We start from the raw sequence: 21,490 nt of genomic DNA, 5'->3' as shown, positions 1-21,490 counted from the left end.
ACATGCACGATCCCATCCGCGCCATCCAGGATGTCAGGGATTCCCTCGCGCTCGCGGCACTGGAGCGCATCCCACCCTACCTCGGCCATCAGCGTGAAGCCCTGCTGCAGTGGTTCTCCAAGCCGCAAGGCCCCTTGAGCGATCCCTTGGTGGAGTTCGACCCGCCTTTCGAATCCGCCGATCTGAGCTGGGACGAGGCTGTACAGGAAGGGGCTCTGCTCCCTGAGACGCTGGCGCTCCTGCGCAAGGGCGGGACGATCAAGTCTGTGAAGCCATACCGCCACCAATGGGAAGCGATCAAGGTCGCACGGGAGGGGAAGAGCATCGTCGTGAGCGCAGGGACGGGTTCGGGAAAGACCGAGTGCTTCCTGATTCCGATCCTGGATGACCTCGTGAGGGAAGCCCTCGCGAAGCGTGGCCCCCTCCTCGGGTTGCGCTCTATGCTCGTCTATCCATTGAACGCCCTCGTGTTCGACCAGATAGGGCGCTGGCGTGCGGTGCTCCGTCACCAGCAGGCCGTGCTGGGGCATGTCCCGATCCGGCTCTCCATGTACAACGCCTTCCTCCAAAAGAAGAAGGATGTGGGTGCGGATCTGCGCCCCACCTTCTACGCCCTTGGGATGAGTGAGGAAGACCCGGACCTGCGCCCCTATCTTCCGATGGACGAGGGCGAGGTCACGAGGCGGGAGCAATTCCTTGCCGGAGGGGACTCCGGGGCCAACCTCCTGATCACCAACTACGTGATGTTGGAGCTGGCGCTCCTGAGAGACGCTGACCAGACGTGGCTTTCAGAGGCCAAAGGTTGGAAGCACCTGGTGCTGGACGAGGCTCATACCTACACAGGGGGCCTGGCGGTGGACATCGCCCTGCTGCTGCGCCGCCTCCGCGACCGCATCGTTCCTGACCTCACCCCCCAGGGATTTGCGACTTCAGCGACCTTTGGAGGAAAAAACGCCAAAAGCGAACTGGCCTCCTTCAGCTCGGTTCTGTTCGGTCAGGAGCCATCCGAGGTGGAAGTGCTGCAGGGCCGGCGGGTCGCCGTCAGGCCTGATCCCTCTGTACCCGCAGCAATCAGAGGGGACTACGCCACCTTGGTCCGCTTCCTGGCGGCAAGACAGGATACAGAAAGGCTGAAGCCCCTGATCTTTCCCCACAGCCAGCTTCAGAAGCTATATGGAACGAACGAAGGCGGCCTTCAGCGGTTGAATGACCTGCTGCGCCAGTGCAGTGAATTCCGTAGCGAGGATGGGGCCCGGGCCCTGCTCCCCCATCGTCTGCACGCCGTCCTCCGGCGGCCCATCCCCTGGGCCAGCCAGTGCATCAACCCCCAGTGCCCCGGACGGGCAGGGCTCGACGGATACCTACGCTGGCCTGGACTCGGATGGATCGGACAGGATCCTAGTGATGATGTCTGCCCGAAGTGCCATGCCCCCATGCTTCTTCCGGTGACATGCGGATTCGAGGGCTGCGCGCAGGAGGGCCTGCTGGCGAAGGCCTCCTACGATGCGTTCCCTCCCACCTTGAATGGCCTCTTTCACCCGAGCTCAGAATCCCCCCTACTGGCGGAAGCCTGGGTTCTCCTCGTGCCCAAGGCGGAGTGGGTGGAGGATCGGCCTGCGACCCCGGTTGTATTGAAGGGGGGCGCGGTTCGTGAGGCATCCCTGGAGGATGCGGAGTGGCTCGTCGTCCTGATCGAGACGGATCGGGAGACCGGCAAGCTGAAGTGCCCGCGTTGCGGGCAGGTTGAGACCCTCGAAAATACGTGGAGCAGGAGGTTCCCCGCGGGGGCCATGGACCTGGTCGCCATGGACCGTCTCATCGCGCTTCAGGCACCCGATGGGCGGGGTGACGGGGAACCCAATCAAGGGCGCCGCCTCCTCAGTTTCGCGGATTCCCGCCAAGGCGCGGCCCGACTCGCACCCCGGCTGGCTTTTACCCATCGGGTCCTGTATGTGCGTCGATGGATGGTGGACACGCTGCGCTCCATTCCTGCGGCCCAGCCCCAAGTTGCGAAGATTGAAAGCCAGCTCGAGCGCCTCCGGGAGATGAATGCAGGTGGGCTGATGGATGACCTCATCCGCAAGATGGAGGCCGAAATGGCTTCCCTGCAATGCGGTGAGACGATTCCCGGGCTCATCCACCACATGGTGCAAGACCGCCGCAGGTTGGAGGTCTGGGCGCGGAGTCTGGAAGGATCCCGGTTCCACCAGCGCTTCTCCGGTGCGGCCCTGCTCCCCAAGGCGTCGGACGGGAGTGATCCTGATCTTGAGACGATCTGGTACGGGATGATCCGCAGCCCCGAAGGGCGGGCCGCCGTGCGGGCGATGAGCGACGGGGCCAGGGGTAAGGACGACCTGTCCCAGTCCCTGATGGACTTTCTGTCAAGGGAGCTCCTGCTTGCTGTCCTTCGCGAGCTATGCCGTCCCCCGGGGCGGACTCCAACGGCCATCAAGCTCGGCCTCATCCAGTTGCAGTGGCCTCGGCTTACGGGCCCCCTAGCGCCCCTTAGCAGCCTGAAGGTCCCCGATTCGCTGCATCAAGAAGTCTTCGAGCGTGCCTGCTTCCTGCTCCTGGAGCAGCGCTGCCTTGAACTCCCCCAGCCCATCAGCGGCAAGGAGGAGGACTGGGGGAGCGCCTTCATCAACCGAAGGGCCGCACTCCAGGAATCGGCTACAGCCGGTGAAGTGTACAGCTTCGCCAGCGATCGCATCGACATGAGGCGTTTCACGGCCTTCCTCGACCTGCTGGCGGAGCAATGTCTCGGTCGTCGGGATGATCAGTGGAACAAGCGGGCCTATGTGGCGTTGTGGGATTCCCTCCGCGCAGTGTCCCGGGATGCCCCGCTGCTGAACCTGTTCACGGACGGCAACATCGACTACTTGCGCATTAAGGCGGAGCTCCTTCAGCTGCGCCCCGGGACCAGGGCATTCCTCTGCAAGCGTTGTGGTGCCACCTCCCCCTGGGGCGGGCTTGGTAAGTGCTCGGAACAGCGTTTCCGGGAGGCCCGGGGGGGCGACCGGTCTGAGCCCTGTGAGGGGGACCTGGTGGAGACGGATCCCTTCCTGGCCATGCCTCCTCAAGGAGCGGCCTTTCCCCATGCCCGGGAAGTCCTCCTGAATCGGCCTGCGCCCGATGGGCTCACCGCATTCGAGCACACGGCCCAGCGGAGCGGAGACAAGGTGCGGCGGGATGAACTTCTCTTCCGCCAGAGCCGGATGAACGTGCTCTGCAGTTCCACAACTTTGGAGATGGGTGTCGATCTCCCCGATCTGGACACGGTGGTCCTGATGGGGGTTCCCCCCGCGGCATCCAATCACACTCAGCGAGTAGGTCGTGCAGGCCGCTCCCGCACCAGGTCCTGCCTCGCCTTGACCCTGGCTGGCGAGGACAGTTTCGACCGATGGGCGCACCGGGACCTGATGGCCTTCCTCAAGCGCCCCGGTGTCACGCCACAGGTCGACCTGGATCGAGAAGAGAAGCTGTTCCAGCATTTCTTCGCCTGGAGACTCGGCATCCTGGTCCGCGGCGGTGATCTCCTGAGGGTGGGGGCCGGGGCAGAACTCCTCAACCGCGTGTCCATGTTCGCGGGCATCGATCCCGACCTGCGCCGGAATGCCATCGCCGTCTGGAACACCCGGTACCCCGAAAGTCCATGGCGTCTGGAGTCCTTCGCGCCGGGATGGGGCGACGAAGCGGTACTAAGGTGGGAGACCCTCACCACAGAGGAAATGGCCCGGGGCATGGCTATCTTCGGCCGCGGGGAGCAGGCACTCCGCACCTGGCTTCAGGAGGGGGAAAAGGCCCTCCAGGAGCAGATCGATGGCATCCACAAGCAGGTACTCTCGATCGAGGATGCGATCGCCAACGGTCCTGAGCGCCAGGCCAATTTCATGCGCTACCTTCTCCATTCCCTGCGGGAATACGACGCCCTCAAATGGCTTGCCGAAAACCACCTTCTGCCAAGTTTCGGGTTCCCCATCTCATCGGTGAGCCTCGCGCCTCCCAAGGACATCGGGCCCATTGAACCCATCGGCCGGGATCGTCGGCAGGCGGTGATGGAATGGACGCCTGGTGCCAATGTCGTTGTCGCGAACCGCAGATGGACGGTCAGAGGACTGGCCCCTGACACGCGGCGTGGCCAGAGAGAAACCCATCACAGGCTATACACCCTGCTGAAATGCCGCAGTTGCGGGCATCAGCACGTGTCCATGAGCGCCGATCTGGGGACCTGCCCGGCCTGCTCCAGCAAGGAAAGGGAGATGCAGGCCGTTGTCACGCCTTTTGCCTTCGCTTCGGAGGATAAGTCCAAGCTGGCCGGCACTGAGTCCCAGATGCCCTTCGGACGCTCCACGCGTGTCCTGACCTTGGATGATCGGCAGTGGCCCGAAGGCGTGATCACCTTCCGGCCCTCGGTGCCAGTGGCCTTCCTGAACCTGGGACAGGAGGAGCACGGGTTCTGGCTTTGTCCGGCCTGCAACATGCTCCGACACGCCCAAAGGCGGTGGACCCGATGCTGTCAGCAGAATACGCAGACGGATCCCGACCCTGTGGTCCTGGGGGAAGTCGTCCGCATGGACGTCCTTCGGATCCGGCCCACGGCGGAGACTACCCATGATGGACTCCGGTCAGCCTCCCAGGCACTTCGCCTCGCCGCGGCCTTCCTGCTGGAATTGGATCCCCGCACCCTTGCTCTGGCCGACATCCTCGAGGATGGCCTCAACAGCATCTATCTCGTGGATCTGACCGATGGCGGAAGTGGGCTGCTCGCGCGGCTCCGGGAAGGGCGGCGATGCCGGGACTGGTTCGCTCTCGCACGCAGGATCCTGACCCATGAGGACTGCCCCGAGCAGGCCTGCGCCAACGCCTGCCCGGAGTGTCTCCTGACGCACGACAATCGGACCGAGCATCGACGAAGGCCCTTCCGCCGGATGGCAGGAATCGGAACCGTGGATGCGCTGCTGGCTGACCTCGAGGCCGCAGAGACGGATGATTCGCATAGCTCTGGGCCTGAGAGTCACGCTGAACCGGATGCCCCATGGTCCTGGGCCGATGTGGTCATGCTGACGGTACTTGAGGCATCCGTCGTAGAAGCCCTTCAGAACCTTGGACTCCCGGCTCCCGAAGTCGGCCAGGATCTGGTGGTCGGTCATGAAACGGTGGGTACCGCAGAACTCAGCTGGTCCAATCTGAAGGTGGCCGTCATCGAAGGGACGAGCGATGTGCCGGAGGTTCCGGACTGGGTCCTAATCCCGGCCACGAACCCTGACCTGATCACACGGATCCTGGAGGCGATCGCTGCGCGGACCGGCGAGGCAGAGGCAGGCGTGAAGTGAAGGGGCCCCAGGCTTATCCCGGCCCGGCCCCGGGTGCGATCATAGTTCTTCACGCTTATTCGAATCGACCAGGGAGGTTCTCCTCGATGTCTGCTGTTGTCCCTCACTTGGGTACCGCTCCTGACCCTCGAATACCCCCTCCAATCCAGCTTCTTGAAATGAAGGAAATTTGGAATCACGTGCCCACCTCGGCCGCCGCAGGACATCCGTTCCTGTTCAATCCGGCGCGGGCTCCGTTCCAGGGCCCCGGCCTAGCTTCCATTCCGGAAGGACGCCATGCCGATTCTCGCTGAACCCCGCCCCATCCCCGCCCCTGGGCTTCGCATCGAACTTCGCGACGCGGAATGGCGGGTGCTCCGTGTGGACGCCACCTCGGATGGCGGGCACCTTCTGACCTGCGAAGGGCTGTCGGAGATGGTGCGTGGCTGTGAGGCCACCTTCCTCACAACCCTCGATCCGGATTATCGGATCCTCGATCCTGCCCAGACCTCGCTCGTTGAGGACCCCACCAGCCACTACCGGGCCAGCCGGTGCAGACTGGTTGGACCAGCTTTCGACATCGCTTCTAGATAGGACGAGACCATGAATGAACCGAAAGTCGCCATCGGAGACGGATTCCTGGAGGCCTTTTCTCTGATCCCCAGGGCGAAGCAGAAGAAGGTCATGGAGTTCGTGGCCAAGTTTCGCCATGACCCCCGGGGGGTGGGGATCAATTACGAGACCATCAATGATGCAATGGATGAGAACTTCAGATCGGTGCGCATCGATCTGGAATACCGCGGCATCGTCCTGAAGCCGGAGAAGGGGGATGTCTACATCCTCCTGCATGTCGACAAGCATGATGATGCCTATCAGTGGGCCCGCCGACACCGCTGTGGGATCCACCCGACCACGGGTGTTCTGCAGCTCATGGAACTGGAGCGACTGGAGGAGCCAGTCCCGGTGCCGAATGTCAACCTGGATACTGCCCAGGCCACGGTTATGGCCTCACCGCCTAACCCTATTTTTGAACTCCCGCCGGACATCCTTATGCGCCTCGGGGTTCCAGAATTTCGCCTGGAATGGGTGAGGGGCCTCACGAGCGTGGTTGCTTTGGAGAGTGGACAGTCACTCCTGCCCATTGAGGCCTTCGAGGCGCTCTACCTGTTTGCGAATGGGATCGAGCTTGAGGACCTTCTTGCCGAATATGCGCCGGAGCGGAAGAAGCCCGTGGATACCGAGGACTTCGTGGGGGCCCTGGAACTCGATGCCAGCCGCCGTCGCTTCTTCGTGGTCGATGACGAGATGGAGCTGCTCGAGATGCTCGAAGCTCCACTGGAGAAATGGCGCGTATTCCTGCACCCGTCTCAACGTCGGCTCGTCGAGCGGAACTGGAATGGGCCGGTGCGTGTGCTGGGAGGTGCAGGCACTGGGAAGACCGTGGTGGCGATGCACCGGGCCAAATGGCTCGCCCAGCAGGTGCTCAGCAAGGGGGAGAAGCTCCTGTTCACGACCTTCACCAGCAACCTCGCCACGGACATCAGGGAGAATCTCGCCAAGATCTGCGTACCGGAGGTGATGGAACGGATCGAAGTGGAGAACCTGGACGCCTGGATCTCCCGCTACTTGAAGAGCCAGAACCATGGGAGGCGGATTGTCTATCCAGGCGGACACGGTCGTGAATACGAGGTCTGCTGGGAGAGGGCGATGGCGGTGTGTCCTGCATCGCTCGGACTTCCGGCCTCGTTCTATCAGGAGGAATGGGAAAGGGTGGTGCTTCCGCAGAACCTGCAGGTCCTGAGGGACTATCAGATGGCTCCGCGAGCAGGCCGCGGTGTGGCGCTCAACCGCAAGCAGAGGACGGAGATCTGGCCGGTATTCGAGGAGATGCGCCTTCAGCTGAGCCAGCATCAGCCCACCCCCCTCATCACCATCGAGGATGCGGTCCATGAGGTCATGGCCCTGCTGGGCAAGGATGCGGCCATACGTGGGCGATATCGCGCTCTTGTGATCGATGAGGGTCAGGACTTCGGACCGGAGATGCTGACGCTCCTGAGGCACCTGGTGCCTGCACGGGAAAACGACCTGTTCCTGGTGGGAGATGGCCACCAGAGGATCTACCGCCGAAAGGCGGTGCTTGGACGCTGCGGTATCGAGGTCAAGGGGCGCAGCCGGAAACTGAAGATCAATTACCGCACCACGGAGGAGATCAGGGATTTCGCCACGGCCATCCTGGAGGGAATCCCCGTGGATGACCTCGATGCAGGGGCCGATGAGACGACGGATTACCGATCTCTCACCCATGGGGAGCGACCGACAATGAAGGTCCTCGGCTCGTTCAAGGAGGAGTGCGACTGGATCCTGGCCCAGGTGGACGAACTCCAGGCCGAGGGCATGCGGCAACGCGATATCTGCATCACTGTGCGCACCAACAACCTCCTTGAAGCCTTCGATCATGAGTTGAAGTCCCGGGATGTCGCCCGCCAGCGGCTGTCCCGCCAAAAGGCCGACAACCGCAACCTAGACGGCATTCGCTTGGCTACGATGCACCGGATAAAGGGATTGGAGTTCAAGGCCGTGTTCATGGCCAGCGTGAACGAGGGAATAATCCCCCTGCGCCAAGCCCTGGCCGACACTGAGGACCCAGTTGAACTCAATCTTGCGGAGACCGCCGAACGAGCGCTATTCCACGTCGCGGCGACGCGTGCTGTCAGGCATCTATTCGTCTCGACATCTGGTCGACCGAGCACCTATCTCGTGTGATCCGCGCCACCGTGCACCTTCGATTTCAGGGGCCAATCCAGGAATATCCAGGGGATAATGGAATCAACAGATAATCACTTGGTTTTCTACACTCCGGTGGCCCATGACCGCCTCCACGCCAAGCACATTCGACCTTCTTCTCCCTTTCCAGGAAACGTTGGACGGGCCAGGTGGGTCCGCCTACCAGGGGCTGGCTGCTGAAGCCATAGGGCTGCAGACCTGGACCGATTCCCAGCGGTTCACCTGCGCCTTTCTGGGTGGCACGGGCACGGGGAAGAGCACACTTCTTTCAGGCCTGCTCCACTGGGATCTCCTTCCGGCCTCCAACCTTCCCTCCACTTCCCAGCCGATCAGGATCCAGCACTCTCCAGCAGCCGACGTGCCCTCCCTGGGTACGCTCGAAGGGCCTTCGATCCGGTCTTGGCTCATGGACCGCGACCGGACCTTCCGGGAGGGTGGCCGCCTGGATCCTGCGCCCTGCCTGATCCGGACACAAGTGCCCTTCCTTCGGGGCTTGGAGGGCAGGCTGCCGCTGGAACTCGTTGACACCCCGGGCTGCACGGATGTGGAAGGGGCGATGCGGGACGCGCGGCGCGGGCGGCGCGACCAGGGCGCCGCGACAATCTTGCTTTAATACCGGCCGCCCCACGATGGAGTAAAGATGGAGTAATACAGAGTCGTGCCTCAAGCCAGCTAAAATCGAGTCCCATACAAAAAGGCCCCGAAACCATGCGGCATCGGGGCTTTCACTGGCGGAGAGAGAGGGATTCGAACCCCCGGTGAGCTCACACCCACACCTGATTTCGAGTCAGGCGCATTCGACCACTCTGCCATCTCTCCAGGACGGCCAGTCTACCAGAACCTTGACCGCGTTGTCCCAGGGGAGCGCTTGGACCATGATGAAAGGGTTTGGGCCCTGCCGGCTGGGGCTCCTGGGAGGTGGGCATGCGCTTGCACTGGATAGTCGCGGGGATCGTGGCTGTGGCGTCATTGGGGGCGCAGGGGGTGACCCGGGAGGCGGCGTCGCGGTTTGCGGGGCATGTGCTCAAGTCGGTGGAGCGGGAGTATCCGAACAAGCTGGACCATACGATGGCGGGGGCGGGGGACGTGAAGGGGCCGCGGGAGCTGCATCCTTCGTTCTACGGGTGTTTCGATTGGCATTCCTGCGTGCACGGGCACTGGATGCTGGCGCGGCTGCTGCGGACGTATCCGGACCTGCCGGAGGCGGGGGGGATCCGCATGGCGCTGGACCAGGCGCTGGCGCCGGAGCGGATCAAGGTGGAGGTGGCCTACTTCGTGGATCCGGCGCACCGGGGGTTCGAGCGCACCTATGGGTGGGCCTGGCTCCTGAAGCTGGCGGCGGAGTTGCGGGGGTGGGACACGCCGGATGCGCAGCGGTGGGCGGACCAGCTCCAGCCGCTGACGGACGCGGTGGCGGCGCAGTTCCGGAGCTTCCTGCCCAAGCTCAGCTATCCGAACCGGGTGGGGGTACACCCCAACACGGCCTTCAGCCTGGGGCTGGCGCTGGATTATGCCCGCACCGCCAAGGACACGGCGCTCGAGGCCCTGGTGGTGGAGCGGGCCCGCACCTATTTCGGCAAGGACCGCAAGGGGCCCATGGAATGGGAGCCGGGGGGCGAGGACTTCCTGTCGCCCTGCCTGGAGGAGGCGGCCCTCATGGTGAAGGTGCTTCCGGCGCGGGAATTCAAGCCGTGGGTGGAGGGCTTCCTGCCGGGACTCCTGAAGACCGGGACCCTGGCGCCCGCGGTGGTCTCGGACCGCAGCGATCCCCGGATCGTGCACCTGGACGGGCTCAACCTCAGCCGCGCGCGGTGCCTCCACGCCCTGGCGGCGGGTCTGGGGCCGCATGATCTCCGGGCCAAGGCCCTGGAGAAGGCGGCCGTGGAGCACGCCGGGGCCGCCCTGCCCCACGTGGTCTCGGGCAACTACGAAGGGGACCACTGGCTGGCCACCTTCGCGGTGCACATGCTGGAGGAGCGCGGCAACTCCGGGCGGTGAGGCCTACCGCCGCCGCCGAAAGAACGCCTGCAACTGCTCCCGGCACCCCTCCTCCAGGAGGCCGCCCTCGAAGGCCAGGCGGTGGTTCAGGTTCACCTGGGCCAGTTCCTCGTGCAGGCGGCTGACGCCCACCTTGGGGTCCGACGCCCCGAAGACCACCCGCTCCACCCGGGCCAGGGTCAGGGCTCCGAAGCACATGAGGCAGGGCTCCAGGGTCACGTAGAGCGTCGCCCCGGGCATGCGGTAGTTGCGCAGCCAGGCGCCGGCGCTGCGCAGGGCCATGATCTCGGCGTGGGCGGAGGGGTCGTGGGAGGAGACGGGGCAGTTGTGGCCCCGGGCCACGAGCTTGCCGTCGGCCACCAGGACGGCGCCGATGGGCACCTCGTCCTTGCCGTCGGCCTTCTCGGCCTCCTCCAGGGCCAGCTTCATGAAATAGATGTCATCGCCCGACCACATTCACCGGCTCCCCGAAACGTCCCTTCCCATCATCGCTCCAAAGGCCTTCTCCAGTTCAATCTGCTGTTCGTGAAGGCCCAGGGCGCCCAGGGCGTCGCGCAGGGGACGGAAGACGGAGGTGTCCTCCTGGGCGCGGCGCTCCAGGTACCAGGCGCGCTCCCAGGGGCGCAGCTCCCGCAGGGGGCGGTGGTCCAGCAGGTCCCAGCAGGCCTGGAACCATTCCCGCATCTGGAGGAAGTCCCCCTGGGCGCGGAGCTCGTCGGCCACGGCGCGCTGGACGGCGTAGGGGAGGGCCGTCCTCCAGTCCCCGCCGGGGAACCAGTGGGGAAGGCCCCGGGCCAGGCCCAGGATGGAGGGGCGGCCGGGGTGGAAGCGCGCCCAGGAGATCCATGCGCGCCACAGGCGCGTGTCGCTGGGCCAGCTGCGCAGGAGGGTCTCCAGGCCGGGCAGCGCCGCCTCGGCGGCGGCGCCCCACAGCTCGGCGTTGGGCTTCCAGGGCTCCCGGGGGCTGAAGGGCAGCTCCAGGCCGGCCCGGGCGGCGTCCTCGGCCAGGAGGGGCTCCAGGCGGCGGTCCGGCATGCGCGCCAGGAGGGCCTTGAACCGGGCCCTGCGCGCGGCCACGTGGCCGGGATCCTGGGCGATCGCCTGGGCCAAGCGTTCCAGGTAGGGCGTGGCCTGGCCGGCCAGGATCCCGGCCAGGGCCCGGGGCTCGGGGCAGGCGTCGCCGGTGGCGCGGAGGTCGTCGCCCTGGAAGAGGGCCCACCGCGGACCGGGGGCCCAGCCCAGGCGCGCCCGGAGCCGGGCGTGGACCTCGGGGGCGGCGGTCTCCCACCGCAGCTCCCCGGGGGACCAGAGCGCGAGCGCCGGCGCGTCCCGCAGGGCCTTCCAGGACCCGAGCCAGGCGGGGCGTCCGAAGACGGTGAGGCGCAGGGGCGGCGGCACCGGGGGCATGGGGGGGCGGTGGGACCCGCGCGGGGCGGCCTGGGAGCCCAGGCGGCGCCAGACGTCGGCGGCCTGGGGTCCGCGGCGCAGGAAGGCGGTGGCGGCGGTGCGGGCCCCGCCCCAGCCCGCGGCGGCGTCCAGGGCGGCGCGGGCCTGGTCCGCCGAGCCGGAGGCCGCCAGGGCCGCGGCCTTGTGGGCCAGGAGCGCGGCCTCCAGTTCGCAGTGGTCCTCCCAGCCCTTGGGGGTGAGGGGGTCGGGGGGGGCCTGGGGCGTCAGGTCGGCCAGGAGCCGCAGCTCGCCGGCGGGGTCGTGGCGGCGGCGGAAGGGCTCCAGGAGCAGGGGAAGGAGGGGCGCCGGCGGGAAGACCGCGCCGGGGACGGGCTGGACGGCGCCGGAGAGGGACTCGGGCAGGTGCCGCGCACCGTCCAGGGTCTCCATCCAGAGTTCGGTGAGCCCGGGGTCGTCGGGGTCGGCCAGGGCCTGCTCCCCCACCTCCGCGGCCAGGCCCTGGAAGATCCCTCGCAGGGCGGTGGACTGGCCCAGGTCGAACAGGGCCAGGCGCGCGGCGAGGGCGTGGCCTTCCCGGTACCACCCGGGCACCTTGCCCAGTTCCTCCAGGGCCGCGCCCACCCCGCGGTAGAGATCGCCGGCCCAGGCGTCGCCGTCGGCGCCGGCCAGGGACACGCGGTCCTCGGCGGGGGCCGCGCCGGGTTCGGGGTGCCAGGCGGGAACCCGCACCTTGCCCTGGCCGTCCAGGCTGGCGATGCGGGCCCGGGCGAGGCGCAGCTCGAAGGTCAGCGCCTCGGAGCGGGCCTCGCCCTGGCCGGGGTTGTCCTTCAGGAAGGCCTCCCGCGCCTCGAAGCGGGCCATGGCGCCGGTGGCGCGGACGGCGTCCAGGAGCGCGGACCCCTTGGGCCGGCCCCGGCCCGCGCCGGCCACGTCGCCGGTGGGGGCCAGGAGGGCCCACTGGGCGCCCTGGGTGGCCTGCAGGTCCTGGGCGGGGGCGGTCCCCAGCACCTCGATCCCCCAGTCGCCCCCGGCGGCGAGCTTCTGGTAGTCCGGGTCGGCCAGGAACTCCGCGGGCACCAGCAGGCCGGGCTGGAGGCACAGGGTCCAGCGGTTGCGGGATGCCTCCACCTTCCGGTGGGACTGGACGAAGTCCTCCCAGGGCCCGGCCAGGGCGACGGTACATGAAAAGATGAAGAAAAGAGCTCGTGTGACCACGAGGAGTTAGTGCGGGAATAGCCTCCCGGGATCCAGGACGCCGGCGGATTCCTTTTCCAGGAGGCCCCGGGCGGCGGCGGCGCCCACGGCCAGGCCCGACGTCATGCCATGGCCGCCCAGGCCCGCCACCCAGAAGAGGCGCGGGTTCACGGGGTCGGGGCCCAGCACGAAGCGGCGGTCCGGGGCGAAGGTGCGGATGCCGCACCACAGGCGCGCCACGGGGGCGTCCTCCAGGGCGGGGGCCAGGTCCCGCAGGGAGCCGGCGAGGCCCTCCAGCACGGCCGCGTCGTCGGGGGGCTGGAGGCCGCGGGGCGGCGCCGCCACGCGCTGCTCCTCGCAGGCGCACAGGAGCACGCCGCCGGATTCGGGGCGCAGGTAGAGGGGGCGGTCCGCCCACCACGTGTAGGGCCGGTCCGGGGCCATGGGGGCCGTGCTCCACACCAGGTGGCGGCGCAGGGGCGCGAAGTCCACGTCGAGTCCGCCGGCCATGCGCCCGATTTCGCCGGCCCAGGCCCCGGCGGCGTTCACCAGGGTGCGGGCGCGCAGCTCCCCCTGGTCCGTGGCCACGCGGAAGCCGCCGTCGGCCTCCCGGATCCCCAGCACCTGGCACCCGAAGCGCAGCTGGGCGCCGCCTTCCCGGGCGCCGTCGGCGCAGTGGCGGAGCAGCGCGGCGGTGTCGATGAGGCCGTCGGAGGGGATGTGGAGGTGCTCCGCGGCCCGCAGGCCCGGGAAGGGCGCGCCCGCGCCCAGGTGCGCCTCCAGGCCGAAGTCCTTGGCCTCCCGGGCCAGGGCGCCGGCGCCCCCGGGGTCGGCGCCCAGCAGGTAGCCGCCGGTGGGGGTCAGGAGGCCCGCGGCCGCCAGGAGGTTGCGTCCCCGGATGGTCAGGGCGGTGTGCTCGGGGCGGCCCGTGAGCTGGCGCGCGATGCCGGCGTTGTGGCCGCTGGCGTAGAAGCCGGGCAGCGCCTCGCGCTCGACCACCAGGATCCCCTTCTGGCCGGCCCGGGCTAGGTGGAAGGCCGTGGAAAGTCCGGCGACGCCGCCGCCGATGATGAGGATCTCCGCGCTGTCCAGGACCATGGCCACTCCAGGGGACATTGTGCCATCTTGACGGGGCGGAGGCGGGGACCTATGCTTTCCATACCCCACCCCAGGGGGGGGTGGGTAAGGAGAAGCAGCCATGATCCAGTTGAAGATCGAAGGCATGACCTGCGGGCATTGCGTCATGGGCGTCAAGCAGGCGCTCGCGGCGGTTCCGGGGGTGAAGGGGGCGGTGGAGGTGGATCTGGCCTCGGGCCGGGCCCAGGTGGACGGCACCGCGGAGGCGGCGGCCCTCATCGCCGCGGTGGAGGAGGAAGGTTACTCCGCCACCCTGGCGCAGTGAGGCGGCCATGGCCGGCAACTGCTGCGGGCAGGGACTGCGGTTGGACGCCTCGGTGCGGGAGGACGCCCGCAGGCGCCTGCTGTCCGTGAAGGGGCACGTGGAGGGCATCCTGCGCATGCTGGAGGACGAGACGGTCTACTGCGTGGACATCCTCAAGCAGGTGAAGGCGGTGGACGGGGCCCTGGCCAAGGTGGGCAACCTGGTGCTGCAGAGCCACCTCAGGCACCACGTGGTCACCGCCCACGAGCGCGGCGACGAGGACACCATCGTGGACGAGCTGATGGAACTGCTGAAATACCGATAGGAGCGGTGATGGAAAGGCTGTTCAAGGTCGAAGGCATGACCTGCGCGAGCTGCGTGCGCAGGGTGGAAAAGGCCCTGGCCGCCGTGGGCGGGGCCACCCAGGTGCAGGTGAACCTGGCCACGGAGGAGGTGCGCATGGTCTTCCCCGGCGCCCCCGCGGGGGACCCGGAGATCGCCCGGGCCCTGGAGGCCCGAGGCTACCGCATGGCCGTGGAGGACGCCGTGGAGGCCGATCCCTCCCGGGAGGCCCTGGTGCGCCTGGCGGTGGCCTGGGGGTGCACCCTGCCCCTCATGCTCGGCATGTTCCACCCCTTCCACCTGTCCTGGCCCGTGCAGGCGCTGCTGGCGGCGGTGTCGGCCTTCGGGGCCGGCAGCGGCTTCTTCCGGCGCGCCCTGCGCCAGGCGCTGCGGCTGGAGACCAGCATGGACACGCTCATCGCCCTGGGCGCGTCCGTGACCTGGGTGTTCGCGCTGTGGGAGAGCCTGCAGGGCTCGCCCCATCCGCCCTTCGAGAGCGCCGCGGCCCTGGCCGCCTTCCTCCTCACGGGCAAGTTCCTGGAGGTCAAGGCCCGCCACCGCGCCACGGGCAGCCTGGAGGCGCTGGTGAAGCTGGCGCCGGCGGTGGCCTTCCGCCTGCGGGAGGACGGCTCGGAGGAGGAGGTGCCCACCCGCCTCGTGCAGCCCGGGGACCGGCTGCGGGTGCGCCCGGGCTCGGCCTGCCCCGTGGACGGCACCGTCCTGGAAGGCGTGGCGGAGGTGGAGGAGGCGCTGCTCACCGGCGAGCCCCTGCCCGTCACCAAGGGCCCCGGGGATGCGGTCATCGCCGGCGCCATGGTCCACGGCGGCGCGCTGGTGTTGGAGGCCGCCTCCACGGGCCGGGACACGTGGCTGGCCCGTCTGGCCCGCCAGGTGGCCCAGGCCCAGGGCTCCCGCGCCCCGGCCCAGGAACTGGCGGACCGGGTGTCGGCGGTCTTCGTGCCGGCGGTGCTCCTGCTCTCGGCGCTGACCCTGGCCGGGTGGTGGTGGCATACGGGGGCCCTGGCCCTGGCCTGGCGCCCCGCCGTCACCCTTCTGGTCATCGCCTGCCCCTGCGCCCTGGGGCTGGCCACGCCGGTGGCCTCGGCCGCCGCGCTGGGCACCGCGGCCCGCAACGGCCTCCTGGTGCGGGACGCCTCGGCCATGGAGGCCCTGGCCCGGGCCACGCATCTTGCGTTCGACAAGACCGGCACGCTCACCCAGGGCCGGCCCGTGGTGCGGCGCGTGGACGGTGATCCGGACACCCTGCGCCTGGCGGCGTCCCTGGAACGGGATTCCGAACACCCCGTGGCCCGGGGCATCCTGGAGGCCGCCGCCGGCCTCGCCCTGGCCGAGGTGCGCGGCTTCCGGGCCCATCCGGGCCAGGGTGTGGAGGGCGAGGTGGAAGGCCGCATCCTGCGCCTGGGCAACCCGGCCTTCACGGGCCAGGCCTTCGACGCCGACCCCGCGGGCGTCACGGTGGGCCTGGCCGAGGGGGACCGCCTCCTGGGCGTCCTGGTGCTGGCGGACGCCCTGCGCGAGGACGCGCCGGGCACCGTGGCCGAGCTCACGCGCCAGGGCCTCACGCTGCACCTCCTCAGTGGAGACCGGCCCGAACCGGCCGAGGCCCTGGGGCGGTCCCTGGGCATCTCCGAAGCCCGCGGCGGCTGCCGTCCCGAGGACAAGGCCCAGGCCATCCGCGACCTGCAGGCCGGCGGCGCGGTGGTGGCCTTCGTGGGCGACGGCGTGAACGACGGCCCCGCCCTGGCCCAGGCGGACGCGGGCATCAGCCTTCCGGGGCTGGAGGCGGCCCAGGCCGCGGCGCCCCTGAACCTCCTGCGGGAAGGGCTCGTGCCCCTGCTGCAGGCCCGGCGCCTGAGCCTGCGCACGCGCACCGTCATCCGGCAGAACCTGGCCTGGGCCTTCGGCTACAACCTGGTGCTGGTGCCCCTGGCCGCCTTCAATCTGCTGGACCGCTTCGGCGGGCCCATGCTGGCGGGAGCCGCCATGGGCTTGAGTTCACTCACGGTGGTGCTCAACGCCTTGCGCCTGCGAAGGGCGTGAATAGAATCGATGGAGAGGAGTTCACGATGCTTCCCATGCTGTTGACCGTCGCCGCCCTGGTGGCCCCTGCCCCGGCGCCCAAGCCTGCCACCAACACCAAGTGCCCGGTCATGGGGGACAAGGTGGATCCCAAGAAGAGTCCGAAGGTGGTGGTCAGGGGGCAGGAATACTTCATCTGCTGCGGCGGGTGCAAGGCGAAGCTGGAGAAGGATCCGGACAAGTACCTGAACAAGGACGGCACTCCGAAGAACGCGAAGTAGCTAGGCGCGCGGCGGCAGCAGAAGGCTGAAGAGGCTGCCCTGCTCCAGGGGCTCGTAGCGGGCTTCGCCGTGGTGGTCCTCGGCGATGCGGCGCACGATGGCCAGGCCCAGGCCGGTGCCTTTCTGCTTGGTGGAGAAGTAGGGCTGGAACAGGTTGGGGCGGTCGGCCTCGCGGACGCCGGGGCCGTTGTCGGCCACGTCCAGGCGGAGCATGGGGCCCTGGTGGGTCAGGGCCACGCGGATGCGGCCCTGGCCTTCCAGGGCGCCGATGGCGTTGTCCACCATGTTGATGAGGGCGCGCTTGACCATGTCGCCGTCCCACAGGACCTCCAGGGGGCCGGGGAGGTCCAGGTCGAAGGTGATGCCGGGGTAGGTGGGCTCGTAGAGGCGGATGGCCTGGCGCACCAGGTCGGGGGCGTCCAGGGGGGCCGGGTGCGGCGCGGGGAGCTTGGCGAACTGGCTGAAGCTGTCCACCAGGCGCGTGAGGCTGGCTACCTCGGCCAGGATCGTCTCGGCGCCCTCGGCCACGGTCTGGGGGTCCAGGCGGCCCTCGCGGCTGCGGCGCTGCAGGCGCTGGGTGGTGAGCTTGATGGGGGTGAGGGGGTTCTTGACCTCATGGGCCATGCGCCGGGCCACCTCCTGCCACGCGGCGCGCTTCTCGGCCTGGGCCAGGGCGGAAAGGTCCTCCAGCACGGCCAGGACGCCGCCGCCGGTGAGGGGGATGACGATGGCGCGCACGGGGTGGCCGTCGCCTTCGCCGCCGATGCGGATCTCCTCCACGTGGGGCCGCCTCGTGGTCTGCACCGTGGCCAGCAGCTCCGGCAGGCGCCCCAGGCTGGGCAGGCGCGCCAGCTCGGACCAGCCGCGTTCCAGCAGGTCCCAGTTCTCCACGCCCAGCCAGCGCCGGGCCACGGAATTGAAGGTGCGCAGCTCCAGGTCCCGCTGCCAGCTGAGGATGCCCACGGGCAGGGCCTCCATGAGCTGGCCCAGGTAGGCGCGCTGGCCGTCGATGCGCTCGGCCTGGGCCTCGATGGCCGAGCGGGACTGGCGCAGGTCGCGGGTCATGGCGTTGAAGCTCTGGCTCAGGAAGGCCAGCTCGTCCTCGCCCTGCTCGGGCAGGGACACGTCCAGGTCGCCCGTGCCGATCCGCTGGGCGGCCTTGGCCAGGGCGCGCACGGGCTCGGAGATGGTGCGGGCGATGGCGAGCCCGGTCCACACCGCCACGAAGAGGGTGAGCATGGTCAGGAAGAGCAGCGTGCGCTGGGGCAAGGTCTCCAGCACCTCCCGGCCGGCGTGCATCTGGAAGGACTCGCGGTAGCGCTTGTCCAGGCGGATCATGCCCTCCATGGCCGCGCGGGGCAGGAAGACGCCCGCCACCACCCGGTCGCCGGAGGGGCCGCGGGGGCCGGTGCCCACCTGCCATTCGCCGTCGGGAACGGGCACGGCCTGGATGCCTTCGCGCAGGTCGGCCAGGGCCGGGGGCACCAGGCCGTGGGCCAGGGCCACCGTGGCCACGCCCTGGGCGGGGACGCGGGCCAGGAGGTCGAAGCCGGTGCTCTCGCGCTCCCGGGCGGGCTCGTGCAGGGCCTCGGGGGCGATGCGGGTCGTGGCGGTGCGCAGCCGCAGGCGCACCTGCTCGCGGTAGGCCTCGTTGACGTAGTGCCCGTCCTGGATCACTTCCATGGTGTCGGGCATGAACCAGCGGTCCACGTTCTTGCGGATGAAGGTGCGGCCGATGGCGAAGAGCATGAGGCTGGGCGCGATGCCCACGGCAAGGAAGGCCAGCACCAGCCGCGTGCGGATGCGGGCCCCCAGGATGCCGCTGCGGCGCTCGAAGTACAGCTTGGCGATGCTGCGGATGACGATGAAGAGGAGGGTCCCGATGGCCAGGACGTTGGCCATGCCCACGGCCAGCAGGGACCACCGGCTGGGGGCGTCCAGGCCCATCTCCACCTGCTTGGACAGGAGCCGGTAGGCCATGAAGATGACCCAGATGAGCACCGACAGGCCCGAGGCGACGTAGAGGCGGGTGAGTTCGGGGTGGCGCTTGGGCTTCTTCACCATGCAAACAGGCTAACCTGGATGCTTGCATCGGGGGTCGGGAGGATGGCGCAGGCGGGACGGGATTTTCTGGGCGGGTTTCCGGACGGGGTCCGGAGCGAGCTGGAATGCCTGGAATCCACCTGTCCGGTGGTCACCGGGGAGTTCTGGACCTCCCGGCAGCGGCAGGCCCACGCCCTCCACGAGGTGTCCTACCGGGCCTGCTACAAGCCGCAGCTGCCCCGGCTCTTCATCGAGGGGCTCACGGAGCCCGGGGACCGGGTCTACGATCCCTTCAGCGGGCGCGGCACCACGGCGCTGGAGGCCGCGCTCCTGGGGCGCCGGGTGGCGGCCAACGACATCAACCCCCTTTCCCGGATCCTCCTGGAGCCCCGCCTGGCCCCGCCGGACCTCCGCGACGTCGAAGCCCGGCTGCGCGAGATCCCGCTGGCGTGCCCGGAGCCCCTGGACCTGGGCATGTTCTTCCACCCCGACACGGAGCGGGAGGTGCGCGCCTACCGGGCCTGGTTCCTGGAGCGGGAGCGCCGGGGCACCTTCGACGCCCTGGACGGCTGGATCCGCATGGTGGCCACCAACCGCCTCACGGGCCACAGCCCGGGGTTCTTCTCGGTGTACACGCTCCCCCCCAACCAGGCCGTGAACGCCGCCCAGCAGGTGGAGATCAACCGCAAGCGCGGGCAGGTGCCCGGGTACCGGGACACCCGGGCCCTGGTGCTGCGCAAGACCCGGTCCCTGGTGGCCGGCCTCACCGCCGAGGAGCACCGGCGTCTGCGGGCCTGCGATCCCCTTCTGCTCACGGGCCCGGCGGCGGCCTCGCCGGGGCTGGAGGCGGGTTCGGTGCGGCTCACCGTCACGTCGCCGCCCTTCCTGGACGTGGTGCAGTACCAGGCCGACAACTGGCTGCGGTGCTGGTTCTGCGGCCTGGACGCGGAGGAGGTGGGCCGGGGCATCACCATGGCCCGCACGGTGGAGGCCTGGTCCCGGGCCATGGGCGAGGTGTTCCAGGAACTGCACCGGGTCACCGCCCCCGGAGGCCACGTGGCCTTCGAGGTGGGCGAGGTGCGCAAGGGCACCGTGCGCCTGGAGGAGGCGGTGCTGCCCCTGGGGGCGGCCGCGGGGTTCAGGGTGGAGGGCGTGCTCATCAACCAGCAGACCTTCACCAAGACCGCCAACATCTGGGGGGTTTCCAACAACACGCACGGCACCAACAGCAACCGCATCGCGCTGTTCCGGAAGGCCTGACCGGAGCGGGCCGGGCGCGGAACCCGGCCCGCTTCCGGTGCCGCCTACCGGCTGAGGACCTTGAGGGTGTAGTTCCCGTCGGCGCCCTTCACCAGCGTCAGGCAGTGGGTGGGGTTGAGCAGGAGGGCGTCCAGTTCGCCCTGGATGCGAACCTCGCCGGCGGGGGCGCCCTTTTCCAGGTCCAGGGACTGCAGGACGGTTTCGCCCTTGGCCTTGTCCCAGGAACCCACCACGGCCTGGCCCTCCAGGACGGCGGGGTCCAGGAACCGGCCCCAGGGGCCCTTGAAGAAGCCCATGCCGAATTCGCCGGCGGCCTTGAAGCTGCCGGTGACCTTGCCGGTGGCGGCGTCCACCACGAAGACCCGGTTGTCCTTGGTGATGTGCACGGCCTTGCCGGAAAGGAGCGCGGGGGTGGCCGAGCTCTTCTCCTTGAGCTCCCAGGCCTTCTCGCCGTTGGCGAGTTTGACGCAGGAGAGGCGGGAGCCGCCCATCATGCCCCACTCCAGGGCGACAAGCAGTCCGTTCTCCACCCGCACGGGGCTGGGGCCGCCGATGTCGAACTTCCAGCGCACGGCGCCGCTCTCGGTGTCCAGGGCGTAGAGGGTGCCACCGAAGCTGGATCCGCTGCTTCCGTAGTGGCCCGAGGACACCAGCACGGAGGTGTCCACCACCTTGAAGCCCCACTGGTTGTCGTTGCGGGTGGAGGCCTTCCAGAGCTTCTCGCCGGTGGCCAGGTCCACCTTGTAGCAGGCCGCCTTGCCGCCGAAGTAGACCTTGTCGCCCGCCACCACCGGCAGGTTCTCCACGCCGTCCTCGGCCTCCACGGTCCACAGGGTCTTGCCCGTGGCCAGGTCCAGGGCGTACAGGGAGCCGGTGGTGCCCTTGAACAAGGAGCCGCCGAAGGTGCCCACCAGGATGCGGTCCCCGGCGAGGACGGGGCCCTTGAGGGCGTCCTGGACGACTGAGACGTTGCCCTTGAAGAAGTTGGCGCTGCCTTCCTTGCCCAACTGGGCCTCCCAGCGCAGGGCGCCGGTGGCCGTGTCCAGGCACGCGATCTTGAAGTCCTCGGTGAACAGGAACAGGGCCCCGGGGACTTCGCGCAGGAAGGCGCCCTTCCGGTTCACGGTCCAAGTCTTCCGGGCCGTGTTCAGGTCCATGCGGATGATGTTGTCGCCGTCCCGCAGATACAGGGCCTCGGCGCCCAGGAGGAATGCCGGGCGCCAGTTCAGGCCCTCCATGGACCAGCGGAGGGCCAGGGGCGACGTCGCGGTCCGGGGGGCGTCGGGGATGCGTACGCTTTCCGTGACCAGTTTCCAGGTGGGTTCCACAACGGCTGCCGGGGCGGGGGGACGGTTGTCCGCTCCGGGAGCGAGGAGAAGGGAGGCCGCGAGAAGCGCAGGCAGGGTGAGCGCCATGGGAGTTCCTTATAAAGTGGGATTGCAAAGATG

General features: G+C 68.7%; 13 protein-coding genes and 1 tRNA gene. 8 read left to right on the top strand and 6 right to left on the bottom strand.

Features of this window, described 5'->3' with window-relative positions:
- Nucleotides 1-2: 2 nt before the first annotated feature.
- Together ACZ5LB_RS19300 and ACZ5LB_RS19295 are read left to right on the top strand one after the other, a co-directional pair.
- Nucleotides 3-5,333, top strand: a complete 5,331-nt coding sequence (locus tag ACZ5LB_RS19300) for a DEAD/DEAH box helicase (RefSeq protein ID WP_464603831.1) — start codon at nt 3-5, stop codon at nt 5,331-5,333.
- Nucleotides 5,334-5,915: 582 nt separating this feature from the next.
- Nucleotides 5,916-8,075, top strand: coding sequence for a 3'-5' exonuclease (locus tag ACZ5LB_RS19295; protein ID WP_464603830.1), 2,160 nt, complete (start codon nt 5,916-5,918; stop codon nt 8,073-8,075).
- 750 nt (nt 8,076-8,825) lie between these two features.
- On the opposite strand, the gene ACZ5LB_RS19290 is transcribed toward ACZ5LB_RS19295, so the two are convergent.
- Nucleotides 8,826-8,915: transfer RNA gene (locus tag ACZ5LB_RS19290), tRNA-Ser, on the bottom strand.
- 105 nt (nt 8,916-9,020) lie between these two features.
- Here ACZ5LB_RS19290 and ACZ5LB_RS19285 point away from each other — a divergent pair.
- Nucleotides 9,021-10,094: a DUF2891 domain-containing protein gene (locus ACZ5LB_RS19285; RefSeq protein WP_464603829.1), complete on the top strand. Its 1,074-nt coding sequence runs from the start codon at nt 9,021-9,023 to the stop codon at nt 10,092-10,094.
- Between the two features lie 3 nt (nt 10,095-10,097).
- On the opposite strand, the gene tadA is transcribed toward ACZ5LB_RS19285, so the two are convergent.
- From tadA to ACZ5LB_RS19270, 3 genes are read right to left on the bottom strand one after another with little or no spacing between them, the layout of a single operon-like run.
- Nucleotides 10,098-10,550 (bottom strand): tRNA adenosine(34) deaminase TadA, encoded by a 453-nt coding sequence (tadA, locus tag ACZ5LB_RS19280; RefSeq protein ID WP_464603828.1) that lies wholly within the window; start codon nt 10,548-10,550, stop codon nt 10,098-10,100.
- Nucleotides 10,551-12,716 (bottom strand): hypothetical protein, encoded by a 2,166-nt coding sequence (locus ACZ5LB_RS19275; protein ID WP_464603827.1) that lies wholly within the window; start codon nt 12,714-12,716, stop codon nt 10,551-10,553.
- Between the two features lie 6 nt (nt 12,717-12,722).
- Entirely contained in the window at nt 12,723-13,793 is a 1,071-nt protein-coding gene (locus tag ACZ5LB_RS19270) for an NAD(P)/FAD-dependent oxidoreductase (protein WP_464603826.1), read from the bottom strand.
- 100 nt (nt 13,794-13,893) lie between these two features.
- On the opposite strand from ACZ5LB_RS19270, the gene ACZ5LB_RS19265 reads away from it, so the two are divergent.
- The 4 genes from ACZ5LB_RS19265 to ACZ5LB_RS19250 are packed head-to-tail and all read left to right on the top strand — an operon-like array spanning nt 13,894 to nt 16,739.
- Nucleotides 13,894-14,097, top strand: coding sequence for a CopZ family metallochaperone (locus ACZ5LB_RS19265; RefSeq protein ID WP_464603825.1), 204 nt, complete (start codon nt 13,894-13,896; stop codon nt 14,095-14,097).
- A 7-nt stretch (nt 14,098-14,104) separates the two neighbouring features.
- Nucleotides 14,105-14,401 carry a metal-sensitive transcriptional regulator gene (locus ACZ5LB_RS19260; RefSeq protein WP_464603824.1) on the top strand — a complete coding sequence of 99 codons (297 nt, stop codon included), beginning with the start codon at nt 14,105-14,107 and terminating at the stop codon, nt 14,399-14,401.
- A gap of 8 nt (nt 14,402-14,409) precedes the next feature.
- A complete protein-coding gene (locus tag ACZ5LB_RS19255) occupies nt 14,410-16,479 on the top strand; it encodes a heavy metal translocating P-type ATPase (RefSeq protein ID WP_464603823.1) in 2,070 nt (689 codons plus the stop codon).
- Between the two features lie 26 nt (nt 16,480-16,505).
- Nucleotides 16,506-16,739, top strand: a complete 234-nt coding sequence (locus tag ACZ5LB_RS19250; protein WP_464603822.1) for a hypothetical protein — start codon at nt 16,506-16,508, stop codon at nt 16,737-16,739.
- On the opposite strand, the gene ACZ5LB_RS19245 is transcribed toward ACZ5LB_RS19250, so the two are convergent.
- Nucleotides 16,740-18,803 carry a sensor histidine kinase gene (locus tag ACZ5LB_RS19245; RefSeq protein WP_464603820.1) on the bottom strand — a complete coding sequence of 688 codons (2,064 nt, stop codon included), beginning with the start codon at nt 18,801-18,803 and terminating at the stop codon, nt 16,740-16,742.
- 42 nt (nt 18,804-18,845) lie between these two features.
- On the opposite strand from ACZ5LB_RS19245, the gene ACZ5LB_RS19240 reads away from it, so the two are divergent.
- Nucleotides 18,846-20,042 carry a DNA methyltransferase gene (locus tag ACZ5LB_RS19240; RefSeq protein ID WP_464603819.1) on the top strand — a complete coding sequence of 399 codons (1,197 nt, stop codon included), beginning with the start codon at nt 18,846-18,848 and terminating at the stop codon, nt 20,040-20,042.
- A gap of 44 nt (nt 20,043-20,086) precedes the next feature.
- Here ACZ5LB_RS19240 and ACZ5LB_RS19235 read toward each other — a convergent pair whose 3' ends face one another.
- On the bottom strand, nt 20,087-21,457 hold the full coding sequence (locus ACZ5LB_RS19235) for a PQQ-binding-like beta-propeller repeat protein (RefSeq protein WP_464603818.1): 1,371 nt from the start codon (nt 21,455-21,457) through the stop codon (nt 20,087-20,089).
- Nucleotides 21,458-21,490: the final 33 nt, after the last annotated feature.

This window comes from Mesoterricola sp. MK458 (assembly GCF_055384935.1).
The sequence above is the reverse complement of the archived record's forward strand: the minus strand, read 5'-3'. Positions and strand labels throughout refer to the sequence as shown.